A 19,910-nucleotide genomic window follows, 5' to 3' on the forward strand; every position below is an offset into this window, starting at 1 on the left:
TCAATACATCACCGATGTTCTGAAAGTTCTTTCACTCTTTTCCTTTTAACATGTCTCCATGGGTGATATTTTATGCATTTTTTTGTTAAAATTGCACAATGGCACGTACTTTCTTTCGATTCCATATTTATTTGTTGAAATCTGCTGACTTGTTGATATACTAATTAGTAGAGGAATAGCTCCTTGCAGCTGGCCGTTTCAGGCTGTACATATATCAAAAAAGAAAGGAAATGGAGAAAACTATGAAAATTTACAGAGCAAAAGACTATGAGGACTTAAGCCGTAAAGCCGCCAATATCATCTCTTCCAAGGTTATACTGAAGCCGGACTGCGTGCTTGGCCTTGCGACAGGATCTACGCCCATCGGTACGTATAAGAACCTGATCCAATCTTATGAAAACGGAGATCTTGATTTCTCTGACGTTACAAGCGTCAACCTGGATGAATACAAGGGGCTCGGTCCTGACCACGACCAGAGCTACCGTTACTTTATGAACCATAACTTGTTTGACCATATCAACATCGATAAAGCACGCACATTCGTGCCCGACGGGCTGGAAGCAGATTCCGACAAGGCGTGCCAGGCATACAATGATATTATCGCAGGCTGCGGTGGCATCGACCTGCAGCTGCTCGGCCTCGGTCATAATGGACATATCGGTTTTAACGAACCGTCCGACGAATTTGAAAAAGAGACGCACTGTGTGGATCTGACAGAGAGCACGATAGATGCAAACAAACGCTTCTTCGCCTCAGAGGCCGATGTCCCAAGGCAGGCTTACACAATGGGGATCAAAACGATTATGCAGGCACGGAAAGTCCTAGTAGTCGTAAGCGGAAGCGACAAGGCCGATATCCTTGCCAAAGTTGTGAACGGACCCGTGACACCGGCCGTTCCGGCGTCAATCCTCCAGATGCACAACGATGTGATCATCGTAGCCGACGAAGCAGCGCTGAGCAAAATGTAGTCATTAAACATTCATTTGGGACGTAGCCTTTTTGAAAATGGTTACGTCCCAAATTGGATTCTGCAGAAAAAAACAGCAAGTCAGATCAAGCCGCGGCATCTGTATTTCTCTAAAATACAGGTAGGGTGGTAGAAATGAGGTGGACAAAGTAATGTACGAATGGCAGAAGCAGATTCAGATATTCGTCGATGAAATTGACCAATGTATCAAGCAATATAATGAGGATGCGCTGACGCTTCGCTTTCTTTCCTGCAGGCTTGGTTATTCCGAATACTATACGACGAGAAAGTTCAAAGAGATATCTGGGATGCAATTCAGAGACTACCTGCGGTTGAGAAAATTAGCCTTTGCGCTGAAAGAGGTCCGTGACAGTGAAAAAAGCATATTGGATATTGCTTTAGACTATGGTTTTTCATCACATGAGGCATTTACGAGGGCTTTTAAAAGGACATATGGCGTAACACCAAGCGGATACCGGAAAAAGCCCAGGCCTGTCGTCCTTCGTACGAAGATAAACCCTTTCGACCGATACTTTTTAGGATTAGGAGAGATTGGCATGATGAAATCTACCGAAGATATTAAAATTTATTTTGTAACGATTCCGGCGCACAAGTTCCTGCACATTAAGAACTATGAAAGTAATGGCTATTGGGATTTCTGGCAGAAGCAAAGCCTTATTCCGGGGCAGGATCAGGAGACGATCTGCGGACTGCTCGACAGCATCAAGGGAAAGCTGGATGACGATGGCGGGAGCGAATCTGACAGCAGCAGCGGACAGGCGATGGCGTATATCAACGACCCGGAGGGCCGGCTCTGTGATTGGGGCTTCCCACGTACCGAGTGTTATGGGGTCCGTCTGCCTGCAGATTATAATGGCGAAGTTCCCCCGCAGATGCTGATGGCTGATGTTCCAGAAGCTGAATATATCGTTTTTGAACATGGGCCATTCGATTATGAGCAGGAAAACCGCAGCGTGGAGGAAAAGGTCGAGCAAGCGATGGCCGATTTTGATTTTACAGACACCGGCTACTGCTTCGATACGACCCCTGGTAGAATGATTTACTTTTATTTTAATCCGGAGCGGTTCTGGAAATATATCAGGCCCGTACGGAAATATTAACATCGCAATATGGAGCAGCATGTGATACAATCAAGCTGTCGACAAGAAACAAAAGCAGTATTAGACTGCGCCTGCGGTACCGTGCAGCATCTGTATATGTTATCGGAGCTGGGATACCGTGTTCATGGATCTGACTTTTCCGCTTCTATGCTTAGTGTCGCATCGAAAAATCTGGAGAACTGCAGGAAGAATATTCCATTACGGCATTGTGATTTCAGGTATCTGGAGCAGGCATTCGCAGAACAATTTGACGCTGTCGTCTGCCTCACGACATCACTGCCCCATCTGCATACCGACGAAGACCTGGTCACGGCACTCCGGTCTATGAAGGACCGGTTAAGGACACATGGCGTGCTCGTGTTGATCCAGGGTACGACACCTTATACGTTGTCACTTCCGCCCATAGAAGTCGTTGTGAACAGAGAGGATTTTTGCCGGATATTTGTGAAGGAACATGACAATCAGTTCCAGACGATACACGTTCTCGATTTGTACCATTCAAAAGAACGGCTGGAAAGCAGCCAATATGATATTGTCTATAAGATCATCCTGGATGATGATTACGGGCGGCTTCTGACAGAAGCCGGATTTGGCAATATACAGATATATGGCGACTATGACCGAAGCCCTTATTGTGAAGAAAGCAGACGGCTCATCGTTGTCGCACAGCGGGCCGAATAAAGAAGATATCTTCTTCCGGCTGCTAAGCCGGCACGATGTTACTGAGATGCAGTACCGGCTGTCTGCTGCCGGAACCTGTTACAGATTTGTATTCAAATCTTGCTTGAATATGCACCCATCCCCGTGGCACAAATTCAATCTTACCGTCAGATATGCACGGATATCCGTAGAAGCGGATATCTGCCGCGCAGCAAGTCATTATCTTGCGTACGGGTACGAACATTATCTCTTCCATTCCTTTTGGACGGAATGCCTGGGCGAGGAAATGGATTTCTTTGTGCAGATAGTGCTCCGGATGTTCGTATGCGTCTACGTACCAGATGCCAAAGTCCATATCTCCGACTTCAATCATATCCCCTTTTATTTCATAGGGAAGATCCTCTTCCGATGGCTCAATTATATGGCCCTTCAGATCTTCAAAAATAAGCTGGCTCATGGGATTCTGGACCTTAAGAGCCCGGCGGAAGCCCGACCTGTCCATTCCTTCCGGGCATCGGTTGACAACTATCAATTCGGATTCTGCCAGCTGCTCCATGGCCACATTTCTCATGTTCGCCAGATACATGCCATTGAATTCTATGACAACCTGTGCGGGGTGGTAGTTCTTCTCACAGTTCCGAAAAAATGTCGTATCGAGCTGTTCCGGCTCCTCTATTCTAAGAACGGCCATGTCCTTGCGCTTCAGGTATTCTTCCTCATACGCTTCCTCCCCTTCCTCGCACAGACTTGGGGAGTGCAAACGAGGACCCCTCTCCTTCTCCTCCATAGAGTGGAGCAGGGGATAGCGCGTCCCTGCCTTCAGTCCAGTTATCTACTTGATATATGCATCAACAGAAATCGAATTATTATCAGAGAGGACCTTCAGGCGTCCCCAGTCAAAAAGCAGCATATTCTCTTCATCTGCTCCAGTAGAGGCCGTTTGATAGTGCTCTACCAGCTCATTATAATCAGCTTCATCGGTATCATGAAAGGTAACATGCAAGTAAGCGTCATAATCATCTGATGAAGTCCCCTTTGTATAGGATACATCCCCTGGAGTACCAACAGATTTTTCCAAAATATCTGGAATATCGGCACTTTTGATATTTGGAAATGTCTCACTCATAGAACTGTATCCACTACAGGCATCAATGCTTGATATAACAGCAATTAAGAATGCTGATATGATAAAAAACTTCTTTGCATGTTTCACTATAGTGGTCTCCTTTTCTGGCGAAGCTAAATTTTGTTTATCATAACTATACTATATAGGCGGAAAAAATACAGGGATGAATATAAATAACGTGATATTCATCCCTGTATGAAAAAACTGATTTTATCTGCAATCTGCACAGACCAGCATGTTCTGCGGCCCTGTACCCTTTTATTTTCTTATAACAATCCGCCTATCGACAAGAACAGCGGTGCAAATACAAGTGACACGATCGTCATCAGCTTAATCAGAATATTGATGGACGGACCGGACGTATCCTTAAACGGATCGCCGACCGTATCGCCGACAACTGCCGCTTTATGGGCCTCACTGCCCTTTCCGCCGTGATTGCCGTCTTCGATATATTTCTTTGCATTATCCCATGCACCTCCGGCATTGGACATGAAGATTGCCATAAGCACACCGGTCACAAGAGCGCCGGTAAGCAGACCGCCAAGCGCTGCAGGCCCGAGTACGATTCCGATGATAAGCGGAGCCGCCACTGCCATGATGCCAGGCACGAGCATCTCTTTCAAAGCTGCCGTCGTCGATATGGCAACGCATGATTTGTAGTCTGGCTTTGTCGTTCCTTCCATAATACCGGGCATGGATTTGAACTGGCGTCTTACTTCCTCGATCATCTGATATGCCGCCTTGGAGACAGACTGCATCGTCATAGAGGAGAACAGGAACGGAAGCATGCCTCCGATAAACAGTCCGATGATTACCCGGTTGTTGAGAATGTCTATCGATTTAAGACTCACTGCCTCTGCATATGACACGAACAGCGCCAGCGCCGTAAGAGCCGCTGAACCGATGGCAAAGCCTTTGCCTATCGCTGCCGTCGTATTGCCGACCGCATCCAGCTTATCCGTAATCTTACGCACTTCCGAATCCAGACCGGACATCTCTGCGATGCCGCCCGCATTGTCAGCTATCGGACCGTATGCATCCACGGCAACTGTAATCGCTGTAGTAGAGAGCATGCCAACCGCTGCAAGCGCAATGCCGTAGAGGCCGCACACCTGATATGCCACAAAGATGCCGACACAGATGAACAGAATCGGGACTGCCGTTGATTTCATACCGACCGCAAGGCCGCTTATAATCGTCGTAGCCGCTCCGGTCTCGGACTGCTCGCTTATCTCTTTTACCGACTTGTAATCACCGGAAGTGTATACTTCGGTGATGATGCCGATGAGCAGACCTACGACAAGTCCTGCCACGATAGCGATGGCAGCTTTAAAATCGCCGAAAAAGTAATTGCTGAATATAAACGCGACCACCACGACAATTACACTTGTGGCGTATGTTCCCATCTTCAATGCTTTATGTGGATTCGACTTTTCATCTCCCCTGACAAAAAATGTACCCAGAATCGATCCCACAAGGCCAAGTCCGGCTATGATGAGCGGGAATATGGCTCCCGGTGCCTTAAAATAGACGATTCCAAGGGTAAGTGCCGATATCAGTGCTCCGACATAAGACTCGAACAAGTCGGCACCCATGCCTGCCACATCACCCACATTATCACCGACATTATCAGCAATAACAGCGGGGTTACGCGGGTCGTCTTCCGGAATTCCGGCTTCCACTTTACCCACGAGGTCGGCTCCTACATCAGCCGCCTTCGTATAGATTCCTCCTCCCACACGTGCAAAAAGCGCTATAGAAGAAGCACCCAGGCTGAATCCGGACAGCACTTCCACATTGCCGGTTATCAGGTATATTACGCTGACTCCGAGCACTCCGAGCCCGGCTACGCACATTCCCATGACCGCCCCGCCGGAAAACGCGATGGAAAGCGCTTTGTTCATACCGCTTGTCTTAGCCGCATTGGCTGTCCTTACGTTCGCTTTCGTCGCCACCTGCATTCCGAAATACCCGGCCAGCGTGGAGAATACAGCTCCCACCACGAAACATACTGCCGTTATCCAGTTGCCGATTCCAACTCCGATCAGCACAAACAGGATTGCAACGAAGAATACAAGTATCTTGTATTCTGCAGTCAGAAACGCTTTGGCACCGTCACTGATGGCGCCCGCTATCTCTTTCATCTTGTCGGTTCCTTCATCCTGTCTGCCTACTTTTGCTGCGAGATATGCGGCAAAAAGCAGAGCAAGAACCCCAAAAACAGGAACCAGCTTCAACAACATTTCCATAATTTTCAATCCTCCCACAGATTTGATAAGTAATTATATATTATCACAAATACACCTCTTGTATAGCCTTTTTTCGGATTTAAGCGGATTTCCTCAAAATAATTTTGACGTTTTGAAGAAATTATTGCATTTTATACAATTAAAAAGAAGTCAATTATCTTGACTTCTCCTCTGCTAAAAATGCGGCTCCGAGCGCTCCGGCATATCTTCCATATTCTGTCGGTTCCACCGTCTGTCCGACCTTATCGGACAGAATCTTTGTAAAGTAGCTGCTGCCGCTTAATCCTCCTGTCAATATGACCTTTGGCGGTAGGTTCTTCTTCCTGCACAGCTGGGCCACCTTAGCTGCTACCGAATCCACGACTCCTGCCGCTATATCTTCCCGTTTCCGGCCTTCACCGATATAGTTGATGACCTCGGACTCTGCAAATACGGTGCAGAGGGAGCTTATGGAAAGAACTTCTCCGGTCTCCGCCAGATCAAATAATTCCTGCAAAGTGATGCCGAGCCTGTTGGCCATAATTTCGAGAAACTTCCCCGTCCCGGCCGAACATTTATCATTCATGAGGAAGTCCTGTACCATTCCGTTCTGGACGATAATCACCTTCGTATCCTGTCCGCCCACGTCGATGATGGCACAGTCATTTCCTGCAATCTCACGGCCGCCCCTTGCATGGCACGTTATCTCCGTGATGACGTAATCTGCAAATTCTACAGCTACGCGCCCGTAACCGGTAGCTACGACCTTCGTCTCCTCCGACAGCACATCAATCCCGTCTTCTTTCAGCTTGTCCTTAATTGTCAGCGAGGTCTCCTTGCTGCTCCACCCGGTCGGGAGGACAAAGCTTTTATCCGTACCGCCTCTCACAACCACCTTAGAGGCAGTTGAACCGATATCAATCCCTACATAATCCATAATCCAAACTCCATTTAACAATATTTATCCCTGTTGGGATTTATATCCCTTTTGATTTCCACGATATCCAATATATCTATACCGTGTTTTGCGATACAGCTTTTCACCGTTTCTATATCATCCTTTTCAATCAGCAGGGAGATGCCGCAGCATTTGCTCGCGGACCTGGGAGTCGGGGCAATGACTGCCCTGACCCCCTCTGCCTTAAGCTCCTTATGTAACCGCATGCCATTGTCGTGATTCGGAAACAATACATAATGCTGTCTCTTATCCATCAAACCACTTGCCTCTCTCATCTGCCTAAGCGTTGTTCAGCATTTCAATAAATGCACTCACCCTCGTGCGGAGCTGCTGTGCATCGCTGTCCGTATAATCCGTCTCTATGCCGAGGACCGGGATGCCCGCTTCCTTCATAGCCCGTTCGACGAAATATCCTTCTGTGTCATACAGGTTGCAGAACTTCAGGTTGACATCGATGACACCATCAACGTTGTACTCCTTTGCGAGGCGGAGTATATCTTCTATGCGGCCTTCGTTCGGCGTGAAGCAGGCACAGTTGATGTTCATGTACCGTTCTGCCAATGCCTGGATCTGGCCTTCCACCGTCGTCTGCGACTCGTCCACCAGATGTTCAAAATAACGCGTACCCGTGCACATCTCTTCACAGACCACGGCGCCGCCGCTTGTCTCTACGATATTATGCAGCTTCCAGTTTGGTATTGCCAGCGGCGTACCGGTCAGCATAATCCTCTTTGTCCCGTCTGCCACCACGCTGACTCCGTCCTCCACACGCTTGTCAAGTTCATCGCAGAGCTTGTTCGTCATTTCTGCAAACCGGGTCGGATCGTCATAGAATGCTATCTGAGAGATTAGCAGCGCGTCACATCCGCTGACAGGAAGCTTTTCATTCTTCCTCAGGTCATACAGGCGCTGCAGCGCTTTCCTCTTCCCATTGATCAGACGGATGCTGGCGGCAAGCTTGTCTGCTGTCACCTTATTGCCGGTGAACTCTTCCACCTTATCTTTGAACTCCCTAATCTCTTCCGCCCAGGCCTTCACATCCTTGGCACGTTTCATCTGCGGAAGATTCATGACATGTACCGGGACATCCTCGGACAGAATCTCCCATGCCTTTTTCTTGCCGTCACATGTCGTCTCGCCCACATACATGTCCGCAATCCTGAAAAACGGACAGGTGCGGTCAAGCCTTGCGCCCACGGATGCTTTAATTAACGGACAGGTGTTGGTCGGAAGCACCTTCTCCCCACCCGGAACCCAGAACTGCGAACCTCCGCACAGCCCCGTCGCGATGGCATCAGCAGCAAACACGATCTCATCCGGAACATACACGCAGAACGTTCCAAAAACCTTACCTCCCTTTTTCTGATGCTCAATCAGCTCCGCCGGACGGACGCCGTGAATCTCGGCTACGACAAAATTAAAATAATCCATCCCTTCCGGCCTGTTCTCCTGTGACAGATATACGTCACCAAATGCCTGCGGCAGTACCTCACACAGCTGGTCATGCGTCTCTACATCCATCCCCAGATCTTTCCACATTTCATGATAATCAGCCATAATTTCCTCCTTTTTTGAAAGGGGTCTGACCCCTTCGACAATTTAATATAACCGTAACACTTTCCCTATATTACAGCAATATAATCTGAAATTAAGACTTATTGTTTTTTCTAATATGAATATTCAATTATTTGCCTTTTCTATATTGATATTAATTCTCTAAATGCGGAGATGCAGCTTTCTATTTCTTCTATTTTATTGTCTGCGCTGAATGCAAATCTCACGGTTCCCTGTGGATACGTGTGCAGCGACTTGTGAGCCATCGGGGCGCAGTGCAGCCCGACTCTTGTCATAATGCCGTACTCCTGTTCCAGACGAAAGGCAATCACTGCATTATCCTGTCCCGGAAAATCCAGAGATACTACAGCCACCCGGTTCTCTATGCCCTGCTTCCCTGCAATTTTCACTCCCGGAAGCTGTTTCACCTGTTCCAGAAAATAGGCTGTCAGCTCCATCTTCTTCTTGTGAATCTTTTGAATCCCTTCTTTTTCTATGTAGGCCAGCGCCGCATGCAGACCTATGATTCCGGGAAGGTTCATCGTGCCGCTTTCGTATTTGTCCGGAAGACGTCCCGGCATATCAAGCAGATCTGACTGGCTGCCCGTACCGCCTGCTATGTATGGAGCCATGTTTTGGTCCAATTTTTCCGATATGAGGAACCCGCCGATTCCCTGCGGTCCAAGCAGTCCCTTATGTCCTGTAAATGCGAGAAAATCTATGTTCATCTGCTGCATATCCACATCTATCGTCCCTGCGCTCTGCGCAGTATCCACTGCAAGATAAAGGTGATGCCTCTTGCAAATTTCACCGATATCCCGGATTGGAACAATTGTTCCGCACACGTTGGAGGCATGCAGCATGATGACCGCACGCGTGTTTTTCTTAACCGCCTTTTCCACATCATCGGGCAGTACATTTCCTTCTTCATCCGTATGTACCACGGTATAGGCAACGCCCTGTTCTTCCATCTGCCTCAGGGGACGCATGACCGCATTATGCTCCATTCCGCTCACAAGTACATGGTCGCCGGATTTTAAAAATCCTTTTATAAAATAATTCAGCGAGTACGTAATCCCCGGTGTGAACACCACCTGTCTGGATCTCTCCGCGTGAAAGAGCGCGGCCAGCATCTCCCTCGTATCCAGAACCTTGTCCGCAACTTCATAGGCCTCTTCGTAACTGCCTCTGTTGATATTGAATGCGCCCTCTTCCAAAAGACCAGCCACCGCCTGTGAAACCCCCGGCGCTTTAGGAAACGATGTGCTTCCATTGTCAAAATAAATCTTATTCTCCATAGTCAATCCCCACCAATACGAGGCCATTCGGCGGCGCTGTCACCCCAGCCTCGGTCCTCTCTCTTGCCTCAAGTATCTCTCTGACCCTTTCAGGTTCGTAAAATCCCCGGCCCACTCGTATCAACGTCCCTGCAATGATACGTACCATATTGTATAGAAATCCATTTCCCGTAATACGCATAACAATATCAGGTCCTTCACAGGTAATCTGCAGTTCCGTCACCGTGCGTACCGTGTCCTCCACATTAGTGCGCACATTGCAGAAGCTGGCAAAATCATGCTCTCCCAAGAGATAATCTGCACCTTCACGCATCTTATCCACATCAAGCGGAAATGAAATGTGTGTGCTTGTCCTTCGTTTGAGCGGATTCTTTACCGGAGCATTGTATATATGATATTCATAAGTTTTGATTACCACATCCCTATAGCGCGGGTGCCAATCCAAAGGGACCTCCTCCGACCGTATGACAACAATGTCTTCCGGTAGCTTCTGGTTGAGGGCGTACGACATCCGTTCCGGTGGAATGGATGATGTCGTGTCAAAAACAGCTACATTGCCGAGCGCATGCACACCCGAATCTGTCCTGCTGGCACCGATGACACGGATATCCTCCCCTGTCAGCCTCTTAAGCGCCTTGTTCAGCACCTCCTCAACCGTAATCCCGTTAGGCTGAATCTGCCAGCCACAGTAATCCGTTCCGTCATAAGCGATAACCAGCCTGATACGCTTAAAACCGTTGGCCGGACCACTGTTGGGGACGGGGTTTTTTTGAATTTCCTCCGTCCCCAATTGAATTTGCCCTGTCCCTTTTCCCATTCTTGCCACATCCTTTATCCACATTTTCCACAGTCATTGGCGAGTTATCCACAAAAATCCATTGGGGACACCCTGATTTTAATTGGGGACGGGGTTTTTCTAAAAAACCTCCGTCCCCAATTAGCAGCCTTAAAATATCCACACGTGCAGCGGCACGTATCTTCCTATCACGAACACAGCCACAACGTAGATGACGACCGACACGTATGCCACATAGTCTCTTCTTTTGTACTGAAGCGGCTTCATCTTCGTCCTGCCTTCACCCCCGCGGTAGCATCTTGCTTCCATCGCCATGGCGAGGTCATTTGCCCGGCGGAATGCTGATACGAACAGGGGGACGAGTATCGGTATCATGTTCTTCGCCCGCTGTATGATGTTGCCGTTCTCAAGATCTGCTCCTCTTGCAATCTGAGCTTTCATTATCTTGTCTGTCTCTTCCAGCAGTATCGGTATGAACCGGAGGGCTATGGACATCATCATCGCCACCTCATGCACAGGTACCCGTATTTTGTTCAGCGGGTGGAGCAGGCTTTCGATTCCGTCTGTCAGCTCATTCGGCGTCGTGGTAAATGTCATAAGCGAAGATCCGATAATCAGGTAGATAAGCCGGATGGCCATATATACCGCGGTCCGGATCCCCCCTTCTGTTATGGTAAAAATCCACGCATGAAAGAGTACATCCCCGTCTCTCGTAAGGAACAGGTTGAACAGTACCGTTATGAGCAGAAGCATTATTATCGGCTTTAGCCCCTTCACAATGAAGGATATCGGAACCCTGGACATCTGAATCACTGTTATGAGAAATACTGTCGCTACGATATATCCGGGTATGCTCTTAAACAAAAATAATGAAATAAGGTACAGCAAAGTAGACACCAGTTTGACCCTAGGATCCAGCCGGTGCAGTATGCTTTTTGCAGGATAATATTGTCCTATCGTAATGTCTCGAATCATCGTCTGCTCTCCAATGCCTTCATAATTTCATCTGCAGCCTCCGCCACCGTCGTCACATCTGCTCTCACGTTGAACCCTTTATTCTGAAGGTCATGCATAATATAGGTCACCTGGGGGGCCGCCAGACCTACCTTCTCAAGTTCAAGATAATGTGAAAATACTTTCCTCGGCTCATCATTATACATCACAGCCCCCTTATTCATCACGATGATGCGGTCCGCATATCTCGCAATATCCTCCATGCTGTGGGAGACAAGGATGACGGTCATATCCGTCTGCCTGTGCAGATAAGCTATCTGATTCAGGATATCGTCCCTGCCCTTGGGATCAAGCCCCGCTGTCGGCTCATCCAATACGAGCACCTTCGGTCTCATGGCGAGGACTCCTGCGATTGCAACACGTCTCTTCTGTCCGCCGGACAGCTCAAAAGGAGAAGATTTGTAATACTTTTCTTTCAGCCCAGTAAGCTTTAACGCTTCCAGCGCCCTCTTCTTACATTCCTCCGGGAGAAGCCCCTGATTCTTAGGGCCAAAGCAGACGTCTGTCATGACATCCACCTCAAAAAGCTGATGTTCCGGATACTGGAACACGAGTCCGACCTGGCTTCGGAGAGCTCGCATATCATACCCTTCCTCATATATATTATCATCATTATAATATAAAGACCCGCTTGTCGCTTTCATCAGGCCATTCAGATGCTGTATAAGTGTGGACTTGCCGGAACCGGTATGGCCGATTATACCCACAAACTCTCCGTCGTCGATTTCAAGGCATATATCTTTAAGCGCCTGCCTCTCATAAGCAGTTCCCGGACTGTATACATAATTCAAGTGTTCTATCTTAATTGACATAACGCTTCCACCAATTCTTCCTTCCTTAAGATGCCTCCGGGTAACGGAACTCCCCGTTTCTTCAGTTCATCGGCTAATATGGCCGCCTGCGGCACATCAAGACGATATCGCTTCAGTTCGTCCACCCGGGTAAATATTTTCCTCGGGGTACCTTCCATCACGACACGGCCGTGGTCCATCACAAATATCTTGTCCGCATCTACAACCTCATCCATATAGTGGGTAATCAGGATAACCGTAACGTGCTTTTTCCGCCTCAGCTCCTGCACTGTCTTCAGCACTTCTTTTCTTCCAACCGGATCCAGCATAGCCGTCGGTTCGTCCAGCACGATACATTTCGGCTCCATGGCTACCACGCCCGCTATGGCAACGCGCTGCTTCTGCCCCCCTGACAGCTTGTTCGGCGAATGGCTGCGGTGCTCGATCATTCCGACCGCCTTCAGGCTCTCTTCTACCCGTTTCCATATCTCCTGTGTGGGCACACCGAGATTCTCAGGGCCAAAGCCCACATCTTCTTCGACGACAGTCCCGATAATCTGGTTGTCTGGATTTTGAAAAACCATCCCCGCCGACTGGCGTACGTCCCATAACTTTTCGGGATCCCTCGTATCCTTTCCATCTACCCACATTGTTCCTTCCGTCGGAACCAGTATGGCGTTGATGTGCTTGGCAAATGTAGACTTGCCGGAACCGTTGTGTCCTAAGACCGCAATAAATTGTCCTTCTTCCACATCTATGTCCACTTTGTCTATAGCCCGGGATGTTCCGATAACGTTGCCTTCCTCATCCCGCTTTTCATATTCAAATACTAATTTTTCGGTCTGAATCATATCCATAAGGCACAGGCCCTCCATCTTGTATACACAATTACTGTTCTTAATTGTACGTCAAGAGGTGGCTTTTTGCAAGGTACAGTTTCATCCAAATGCATCATGCCACTAGAAAAAAATCAAAAAAACAGGCTCCTTAAGAAACCTGCTCCTTTTCCTTATTATTAAATTGTGCCATTCCATTTACAATCAAGATGCCGATGCTGACACATACAAGCGCCGCAAGATTTTTCAGCGAGACAATCTCCTCGCCCAGAATCACCGCCGACAGAAATACCCCGAATATCGGTATGCTGAATCCGAATATTGCAACCTTGCCTACGGTATTATATTTCAGCAATATCGTCCAGACGCTGAACGCTACAGCCGAAAGCATGGCCATGTATATGAGAAGGGCAGTCGATTTTCCGTCAAATCCCTCGATATGTCCGCCCGCCACAAAACCTGCTGCCATGATGATGAAGCCGCCGAACAATAGCTGATAGGCCGTGATGGTCATCGCACTTTCCATATGCGATATCTTTTTCATGATAACGGTGCTGATTCCATAGATAATCGTACAAATCAATACCATGCCCTCCCCTTTGAACGAAAATCCATTTCCCCAGGCTCCGGGTTCCATATTGATAATTATCACTCCGAGAAAACCGATAATACATCCCATGCCCTGTTTCCACGTCAGTTTTTCTCCCTTAATCAGAAGCGGAGCCGCCAAAATGGAGACAAACGCGTTGGCTGCATTTATGACAGAACCTTTCGTCCCTGTCGTATAGGCCATTCCAATATAAAAGAACACATATTGTAATGTCGTCTGCGTCAGCCCCTGCCTCAGCACGTAAGGCACAGAAGACTTTTTCATGAGAAGGAAACGTCTCTCCATGATACAGCCCATGCTAAAGGTTAGAACCCCTGCCAGAAAAAAGCGGTATCCTGCAAACAGTATCTGGCTCCCTGTCGTCTCAATGTGCAGCCATTCATAACCTGTCTTAACACACGGGAATGCGCTTCCCCATAAAGCACAGCAAAGCAGCGCGAGGAACCCCCGCACTGCCGGTTTTTGCAACGTACTCTCCATCTTATGCCTTCCTATGCCTTCTCCGGCTCTGCATAATCTACACCATCCGTGTCTACAGTGACTTTTTTCATCTTCTGCTCTTCGAGCGGCCTGTCACTGTAGTCCGTATCCGTGGCTGCAATCTTGTTCACCACATCCATGCCCTCGATAATCTTTCCAAAAGCAGCATAAGCCCCGTCAAGATGCGGAGAATTCTTATGCATGATAAAGAACTGGGAGCCTGCAGAGTCAGGGTGCATCGCTCTTGCCATAGAGAGGACACCTTCCCCATGTTTCAAATCATTTGTAAAACCATTCTGGCTAAACTCTCCCTTGATGTTGTATCCCGGTCCCCCTGTGCCAGTCCCGTCAGGGCAGCCTCCCTGAATCATAAATCCACTGATAACACGGTGAAAGATAAGACCGTCATAGTATCCCTTGCTTACGAGTGAGATAAAGTTATTTACAGTATTCGGCGCAATATCCGGATATAATTCCGCTTTCATCACGTCGCCGTTGTCCATTTCAAAAGTAACGATTGGGTTTGCCATATTCATACCTCTCCTTTTCCTAAAACTTACCAGCCCATTGTATCACAGGGACAGGCCAGATTCAATTGGGGACGGAGGTTTTTTCATTTTCCTCCGTCCCCAATTCATTTTTCCCTGTCCCCAATTGCATTTGGGTGTCCCTTTTTATTTGTATACGATTAATCCGCCTTTTTCTTCATGGCCGGTGTCCCACAGTTCCCGGAGCGATATCCGTGTGGCCTCTCCGTATGTGGCTGTCACAATCTCAAGGTCATCTTCCTTTTCTTCATAGCCCACTACGAGGAACCAGTGCCAGATAAAGTCTTTGAACTTCTGGTTCTTGTGCCTCAGCATAAGGTAGGGCACCGGATACCCGGCGTCTATCTGATGTCTGATTACGTGCGCCGCCTCTTTAAAAGGTCTGCTCCCGGGAAGTACGTCCATCCCAAGCTTTATATCGCACCCTTTTTCTACATTAACATCGTGTATATAGCAGCTGAGCCCGTCTACATACCACTCCGGCTTTTTCACCCCTCCGGCCCTCGGCCTGATATAAGGCTTCATTATCTGGCTGAACTTCTTGTAGTCTCCGACCGTCAGCCTGTCATGGTCATATGGATATAATTCTCTCATACCGGGCCGGCCGGCAAAATAGATGCAGCTGTCACACGCCGTCGCTGCCCCGCACCCGCCGATATACATCACCACGTTGGTAAACCATTCCTGATTGCCGCCAAAGGCGCCTTCTATTGTAAAATAATCCAGTTCTCTTTTCATGTCCTCACCTTTTCTCCTATAATGCCGGTTTCCCGCATATACCTGCGTGGAATAGAATAACATATCCAGTAACAAATCCGCAATGTGCTGTAGTTATTATATGCAATATATTTAAAAATGTCACATCGATAACTCTTTTTCAGTAAAAGCGGAGGAAGAAGTGATTCCATGTAAGAAACGATTCCATGAAAGAAGCGGTTTCATGAAAAAAAGGAGGTGCTCTTTCTGATAAAAGCATCTCCCTCTTCTTATTGCCCGTTTGTTAAAATGCAACCGCTCCAGTATCAACGCCATTAATAACATAATACACAGCGCCTTCTTCCGGCTTTATGTAAAGCTCCATGGTCTTGATGTCTCCGACTTTCCTGCCTGATTTCGTCCAAGCTTTCTTAACTGCTGCAACCATATCTTTTTCTTCCACCTGCTTGCCGTAATATTCCACAACAGTGTTAACCTTAATCTCTCTTTTCACTGCGGGCTTCTTTGCTGTGGTCTTCTTAGCTGCGGTCTTCCTGGCTGTCATTTTCTTTTCCGGCGCTGCCTTTGCTGCCTCGGCCTTTTTTACAGGCTCTGCTTTCACAGGCTCTGCCTTCTTTACTGTCTCCGCCTCTGCTTTTACAGCCTCTGCTTTTACATTCACAGGTCCTGCTTTTGCTGCGGTTTCCTGTTTCTTAGTTACTGTTTTTGTAGCCATATTTATTCCTCCTATATTTCTTTAAGCCTCATCCTCTTCAGTTGTGAATATTATATCACACCTAATGAGAAATGCAATTCTTTATCTTCGACGTATGACGACTAATTGTGCGCGTCCTACTCTTCTCCTTCGTATTCCTCTGCCATTGATTTGGAATCTCCGCTCTCGATAACTTCCTGCGTATCCTTGTTGATAAACTGTACCGTCGTATTGATCTCTTCCTCCGGGACAAGGTTCATGCCCTGGTACATGTTACCTGCCGCATACATCACAAGCGCGCCAAAAGACTGCAGTCCCCCGTAGGATGCAGGATCCACCATAATCTTAAACTCCGTCACATCATCATTGTAAGTAATCTCTGTAAAAGATGAATAATTCTCTTTATCCTCCAGCAGCTCCGTGATTGATTCATCAATCCCCTTCTTCATCTCTTTCAGAAGCTTTTCATGCGTGGACTTGTCCATCTTGTATGTTACAGACCCGTCATCGTTGACAGTCACTTCCTTGACGCCTTCCGCCTTTGCCTCTTCATTGATTTCCGCCATACCCTCTTCATCAAAAAATGATGCCGGCAGCGTAAGTTCGATATCCTTCTCCTCTTTCTTGACTGTCTCCTCTTTTTTGTCTTCCTTCTTTTCTTCCTTCTTGCTGTTTCCGCCGCACGCTGTCAGTGAAAATGCCATCAATGCCGCCAAACAGATTAATAAAACTTTCCTTTTCATAATCTTCCTCCTCATGATTTACGCTCTTCCATCGCCGGATACCCGTCTGACATCCAGGTATCAGTTTTGCAGATAACAGCCGATTTGTCAACTTCTAACCTTTCGGCTGCATTATTCTCCGATAATCTTTATCAGAACCCGTTTGTCACGCTTACCGTCAAACTCAAAATAGAATATCTGCTCCCACGTCCCGAAGTCAAGCCTTCCTTCCGTGACAGCGACAACCGTCTCCCGTCCCATGATGGTACGCTTCAGATGTGCGTCCGCATTGTCCTCATAGCCATTATGCCTGTACTGGCTGTAAGGCTTTTCCGGCGCAAGCCCCTCCAGCCACTTTTCATAGTCCTGATGAAGCCCGCTCTCATCATCATTGATAAATACGCTCGCCGTGATATTCATCGCATTGACGAGCACCATCCCCTCTTTGATTCCACTCTCATTGACCGCATCCTGCACATCGCGCGTAATATTCACAAGCCCTCTTCTTGTCGGAAGGTGAAAATGCAGCTCTTTCCTGTATGATTTCATATGCCATCCTCCTGTTATCATTCTTTCCTTCATCATATAAATTCTGTGCTGAATTGTCAAATACGCAAAAAACATAAGAAAAGGAATAATTTCGACAGAAAGTTTGAATTAAAGAACCAAACCTGTTATGATATACGCATATTCTAATACTTACAGGAGGTACTAAAGATGAGCGAAGTGATAAAATCTGAAGAACTCACCGGGAAAGAGACAGCAGAAACAATCGAAAGTGCCGTAGATATAGCTGCAGACAATACCGGCAGCAATAAGGAGAATTCCAAGGAAAGCACGGAAGAAAGTGCCGGCAAAGCTCCAGAGAAACCGGAAGCAGAGGCCGCCAAACCAACTATAGATCATGAAGAAGCCTATCAGCGTATATACAAAGATATCCTGGAGCATCTGCGCAGCTTCTCCCCTTCTGACGAAATCGCATACCGTATAACGGAAGAACATATCACAGAATATCTGGAGGGCAGCCGCGAAGAGAAGCACCAGGAATATAAGGAACGCCGTGACAAGCGCCTTCTGTCGGCCCTGAAACTGATAGCAATCCTCGTCTGTATCATCATGATCGTATGGTTCCTCAAGGACAGCCAGGCGATACTCGTCAATATCCTCTATATCATCGGCGGGCTGATTGCACTGTGGATCTGGAAATACCCGCACAACAAGGATGAGTAGGCAGAATTTCCCAAAATAAGAAAAGGAGCAGCACATGCCGGTAAAGGCATAAGCTTCTCCTTTTTTCTCTTTCCAGAAAATACCGGCAGCAGACAGGGACACTGTCTTCCGGCAGATGCCTGCCAACGGCGGGAATATTTACCGGAAAATGCCCGCCAGTTCAAGCACGATACCTGAAAGAATTCCCACTACAGTCAGCACTGCTAATATCTTCAAGTTTTCTCCTCTGTGCCGGTTCACCTTGAACAGGACTACGAGACCTACTCCCGCTCCGGTACACAGCCCCGCGATTACCGATGCAAATGATATGGCGCCGTTCAGATAAAGCTGCGTGAGTATGACCGACGCCGCGCAGTTTGGAATCAGACCGATGACAGCTGCGATAGCCGGCTGAAAGATCGTGTTGCCAAGCAGTATCTTTGAAAGTTCATCTATCCCAAACACTTCTATGCAGAAATTCAGAAGTCCGGTAAAGATAAACAGGTATATAAATATCTTCACCGTATGGTTCAGCGCCGGTCTTAGGATACCGCCTTCTTCTTCGCATCCGCAGCCGCCGCACAGCTCCCCGCTTTTTTTCTGCACTGCGATGCGCCGTGATAGAAATGCATCCGTCACATAGCCTGCAATCACGGCGATAATCACCTTCGTGAGAAGTAGAAACAATACATCTTTCCCCCTCCCGGGATTACCAAGGATAATGAGAACCGCTTCATCTGACGTGGCGATGAAGACGGACAGCAGCGTTCCGACTGAGATTATCCCGCCTGCATAAAGGTTCGAGGCAAGGACAGAAAATCCACACTGAGGGACACAGCCGGCCGCCGCTCCGACTACCGGTCCTGCCTTTCCCACTCCTGCAAGGAGCCTGGCTGTAAAATCGCTGGAATAATACTCCAGCGCCTCAATCAGGACAAACGCGGCAAACAAAAAAGGCAGCATCTTCAGACAGTCCAAGGCCGTATCTAATAATACATCTTTTAATAACATCATCTTACATTCCACTCCCGCATCCAAGTTAAGTATTCATTTTATATTCTTTTCCGCTTTTTTGCAAGGGCAGAAATTCGACTTTCTGTCAGCAGTTGCCCGTATAGACATAATCCAGGTACTTTGAAGCCTCATCCGCAAGCCTGTATACCGTTTGTACATCGGTAGGGCTCCCGTCCGCCATCCTGAAGGAAGGAAAGAACCGGGTCACATGCAGAGGTATCTTCCGGTCTATGCCTGACACCCACTGTGCCAGCCGTCCCATCTCTTCAGCAGAATCATTTTGACCGGGTACGATGAGAGTCGTAAGCTCTACGTGGCATCCCCGCACGGCATGTCGTATGAAACGCTTTACTGTCTCAAGGTCACCCCCGACCATACGATAATACCCTTCTGTAAATCCCTTCAAGTCTATATTCATCGCGTCGACAAAAGGAAGCACTTCCATGAGCGCTTCCTCCTTGACAGACCCGTTCGTCCCGCCTTTATTGGCTCTGGCCCTGCACCGCCCTGTCTGGCCTTCTTCCAGAGCGCAGCGGTGCATGCATACGCGGCATTCCTTTTTCATAA

The 19,910-nt window shown here is 47.9% G+C and carries 23 protein-coding genes; 4 read left to right on the top strand and 19 right to left on the bottom strand.

Annotation, left to right across the window (positions count from 1 at the left end; genetic code table 11):
- Positions 1 to 242 precede the first annotated feature (242 nt).
- From nagB to E1963_RS09805, 3 genes are all read left to right on the top strand, one after another.
- On the top strand, positions 243 to 968 hold the full coding sequence (gene nagB / locus E1963_RS09795) for a glucosamine-6-phosphate deaminase (protein ID WP_132277547.1): 726 nt from the start codon (positions 243 to 245) through the stop codon (positions 966 to 968).
- 151 nt (positions 969 to 1,119) lie between these two features.
- The gene (locus tag E1963_RS09800; protein ID WP_132277795.1) at positions 1,120 to 2,088 is read left to right on the top strand and encodes a helix-turn-helix transcriptional regulator; all 969 of its coding nucleotides are present in this window, start codon (positions 1,120 to 1,122) and stop codon (positions 2,086 to 2,088) included.
- A gap of 9 nt (positions 2,089 to 2,097) precedes the next feature.
- A complete protein-coding gene (locus E1963_RS09805; protein ID WP_132277549.1) occupies positions 2,098 to 2,769 on the top strand; it encodes a class I SAM-dependent methyltransferase in 672 nt (223 codons plus the stop codon).
- A gap of 22 nt (positions 2,770 to 2,791) precedes the next feature.
- Here the strand turns inward: E1963_RS09805 and E1963_RS09810 are convergent, their stop codons facing one another.
- The 17 genes from E1963_RS09810 to E1963_RS09890 form a co-directional block, all read right to left on the bottom strand.
- Complete coding sequence (locus E1963_RS09810; RefSeq protein WP_243117665.1) at positions 2,792 to 3,508, bottom strand: TIGR03943 family putative permease subunit; 717 nt, start codon at positions 3,506 to 3,508, stop codon at positions 2,792 to 2,794.
- 72 nt (positions 3,509 to 3,580) lie between these two features.
- Positions 3,581 to 3,961, bottom strand: a complete 381-nt coding sequence (locus E1963_RS09815; RefSeq protein WP_132277551.1) for a hypothetical protein — start codon at positions 3,959 to 3,961, stop codon at positions 3,581 to 3,583.
- Positions 3,962 to 4,140: 179 nt separating this feature from the next.
- Complete coding sequence (locus E1963_RS09820; RefSeq protein ID WP_132277553.1) at positions 4,141 to 6,123, bottom strand: sodium-translocating pyrophosphatase; 1,983 nt, start codon at positions 6,121 to 6,123, stop codon at positions 4,141 to 4,143.
- 154 nt (positions 6,124 to 6,277) lie between these two features.
- Positions 6,278 to 7,039 (bottom strand): acyl-CoA dehydratase activase, encoded by a 762-nt coding sequence (locus tag E1963_RS09825; protein WP_132277555.1) that lies wholly within the window; start codon positions 7,037 to 7,039, stop codon positions 6,278 to 6,280.
- Positions 7,040 to 7,053: 14 nt separating this feature from the next.
- Positions 7,054 to 7,314, bottom strand: a complete 261-nt coding sequence (locus E1963_RS09830) for a putative Se/S carrier protein (protein ID WP_132277797.1) — start codon at positions 7,312 to 7,314, stop codon at positions 7,054 to 7,056.
- Positions 7,315 to 7,339: 25 nt separating this feature from the next.
- Positions 7,340 to 8,617: a double-cubane-cluster-containing anaerobic reductase gene (locus tag E1963_RS09835; protein WP_132277557.1), complete on the bottom strand. Its 1,278-nt coding sequence runs from the start codon at positions 8,615 to 8,617 to the stop codon at positions 7,340 to 7,342.
- Positions 8,618 to 8,757: 140 nt separating this feature from the next.
- Positions 8,758 to 9,912, bottom strand: coding sequence for an aminotransferase class V-fold PLP-dependent enzyme (locus E1963_RS09840; RefSeq protein WP_132277559.1), 1,155 nt, complete (start codon positions 9,910 to 9,912; stop codon positions 8,758 to 8,760).
- On the bottom strand, positions 9,902 to 10,729 hold the full coding sequence (truA, locus tag E1963_RS09845) for a tRNA pseudouridine(38-40) synthase TruA (protein WP_132277561.1): 828 nt from the start codon (positions 10,727 to 10,729) through the stop codon (positions 9,902 to 9,904). The genes E1963_RS09840 and truA overlap by 11 nt, the downstream gene beginning before the upstream one ends.
- 129 nt (positions 10,730 to 10,858) lie before the next feature.
- The gene (locus tag E1963_RS09850) at positions 10,859 to 11,683 is read right to left on the bottom strand and encodes an energy-coupling factor transporter transmembrane component T family protein (protein ID WP_132277563.1); all 825 of its coding nucleotides are present in this window, start codon (positions 11,681 to 11,683) and stop codon (positions 10,859 to 10,861) included.
- Positions 11,680 to 12,534 (bottom strand): energy-coupling factor transporter ATPase, encoded by an 855-nt coding sequence (locus tag E1963_RS09855; RefSeq protein ID WP_132277565.1) that lies wholly within the window; start codon positions 12,532 to 12,534, stop codon positions 11,680 to 11,682. Before E1963_RS09855 ends, E1963_RS09850 begins: the two co-directional genes overlap by 4 nt.
- Positions 12,519 to 13,370, bottom strand: a complete 852-nt coding sequence (locus tag E1963_RS09860) for an energy-coupling factor transporter ATPase (protein ID WP_132277567.1) — start codon at positions 13,368 to 13,370, stop codon at positions 12,519 to 12,521. Before E1963_RS09860 ends, E1963_RS09855 begins: the two co-directional genes overlap by 16 nt.
- A gap of 130 nt (positions 13,371 to 13,500) precedes the next feature.
- Complete coding sequence (locus E1963_RS09865; RefSeq protein WP_132277569.1) at positions 13,501 to 14,439, bottom strand: DMT family transporter; 939 nt, start codon at positions 14,437 to 14,439, stop codon at positions 13,501 to 13,503.
- An 11-nt stretch (positions 14,440 to 14,450) separates the two neighbouring features.
- Complete coding sequence (locus E1963_RS09870) at positions 14,451 to 14,969, bottom strand: peptidylprolyl isomerase (protein WP_132277571.1); 519 nt, start codon at positions 14,967 to 14,969, stop codon at positions 14,451 to 14,453.
- 144 nt (positions 14,970 to 15,113) lie between these two features.
- Positions 15,114 to 15,725 (bottom strand): hypothetical protein, encoded by a 612-nt coding sequence (locus tag E1963_RS09875; protein WP_132277573.1) that lies wholly within the window; start codon positions 15,723 to 15,725, stop codon positions 15,114 to 15,116.
- A 262-nt stretch (positions 15,726 to 15,987) separates the two neighbouring features.
- Positions 15,988 to 16,419: a DUF6465 family protein gene (locus E1963_RS09880; protein WP_132277575.1), complete on the bottom strand. Its 432-nt coding sequence runs from the start codon at positions 16,417 to 16,419 to the stop codon at positions 15,988 to 15,990.
- 116 nt (positions 16,420 to 16,535) lie between these two features.
- Positions 16,536 to 17,141 carry a hypothetical protein gene (locus E1963_RS09885; RefSeq protein ID WP_132277577.1) on the bottom strand — a complete coding sequence of 202 codons (606 nt, stop codon included), beginning with the start codon at positions 17,139 to 17,141 and terminating at the stop codon, positions 16,536 to 16,538.
- Between the two features lie 111 nt (positions 17,142 to 17,252).
- Positions 17,253 to 17,669, bottom strand: a complete 417-nt coding sequence (locus E1963_RS09890; RefSeq protein ID WP_132277579.1) for a secondary thiamine-phosphate synthase enzyme YjbQ — start codon at positions 17,667 to 17,669, stop codon at positions 17,253 to 17,255.
- 168 nt (positions 17,670 to 17,837) lie between these two features.
- Between E1963_RS09890 and E1963_RS09895 the strand changes: the two genes are divergently transcribed.
- Positions 17,838 to 18,350, top strand: coding sequence for a hypothetical protein (locus E1963_RS09895; RefSeq protein WP_132277581.1), 513 nt, complete (start codon positions 17,838 to 17,840; stop codon positions 18,348 to 18,350).
- A 138-nt stretch (positions 18,351 to 18,488) separates the two neighbouring features.
- Here E1963_RS09895 and E1963_RS09900 read toward each other — a convergent pair whose 3' ends face one another.
- Positions 18,489 to 19,343: a putative manganese transporter gene (locus E1963_RS09900; protein WP_132277583.1), complete on the bottom strand. Its 855-nt coding sequence runs from the start codon at positions 19,341 to 19,343 to the stop codon at positions 18,489 to 18,491.
- Positions 19,344 to 19,428: 85 nt separating this feature from the next.
- Positions 19,429 to 19,908, bottom strand: a complete 480-nt coding sequence (locus tag E1963_RS09905) for a radical SAM protein (RefSeq protein ID WP_132277585.1) — start codon at positions 19,906 to 19,908, stop codon at positions 19,429 to 19,431.
- Positions 19,909 to 19,910 lie beyond the last annotated feature (2 nt).

Origin of the sequence: Extibacter muris (assembly GCF_004345005.1) — a bacterium.
GTDB classification, from domain to species: domain Bacteria; phylum Bacillota; class Clostridia; order Lachnospirales; family Lachnospiraceae; genus Extibacter; species Extibacter muris.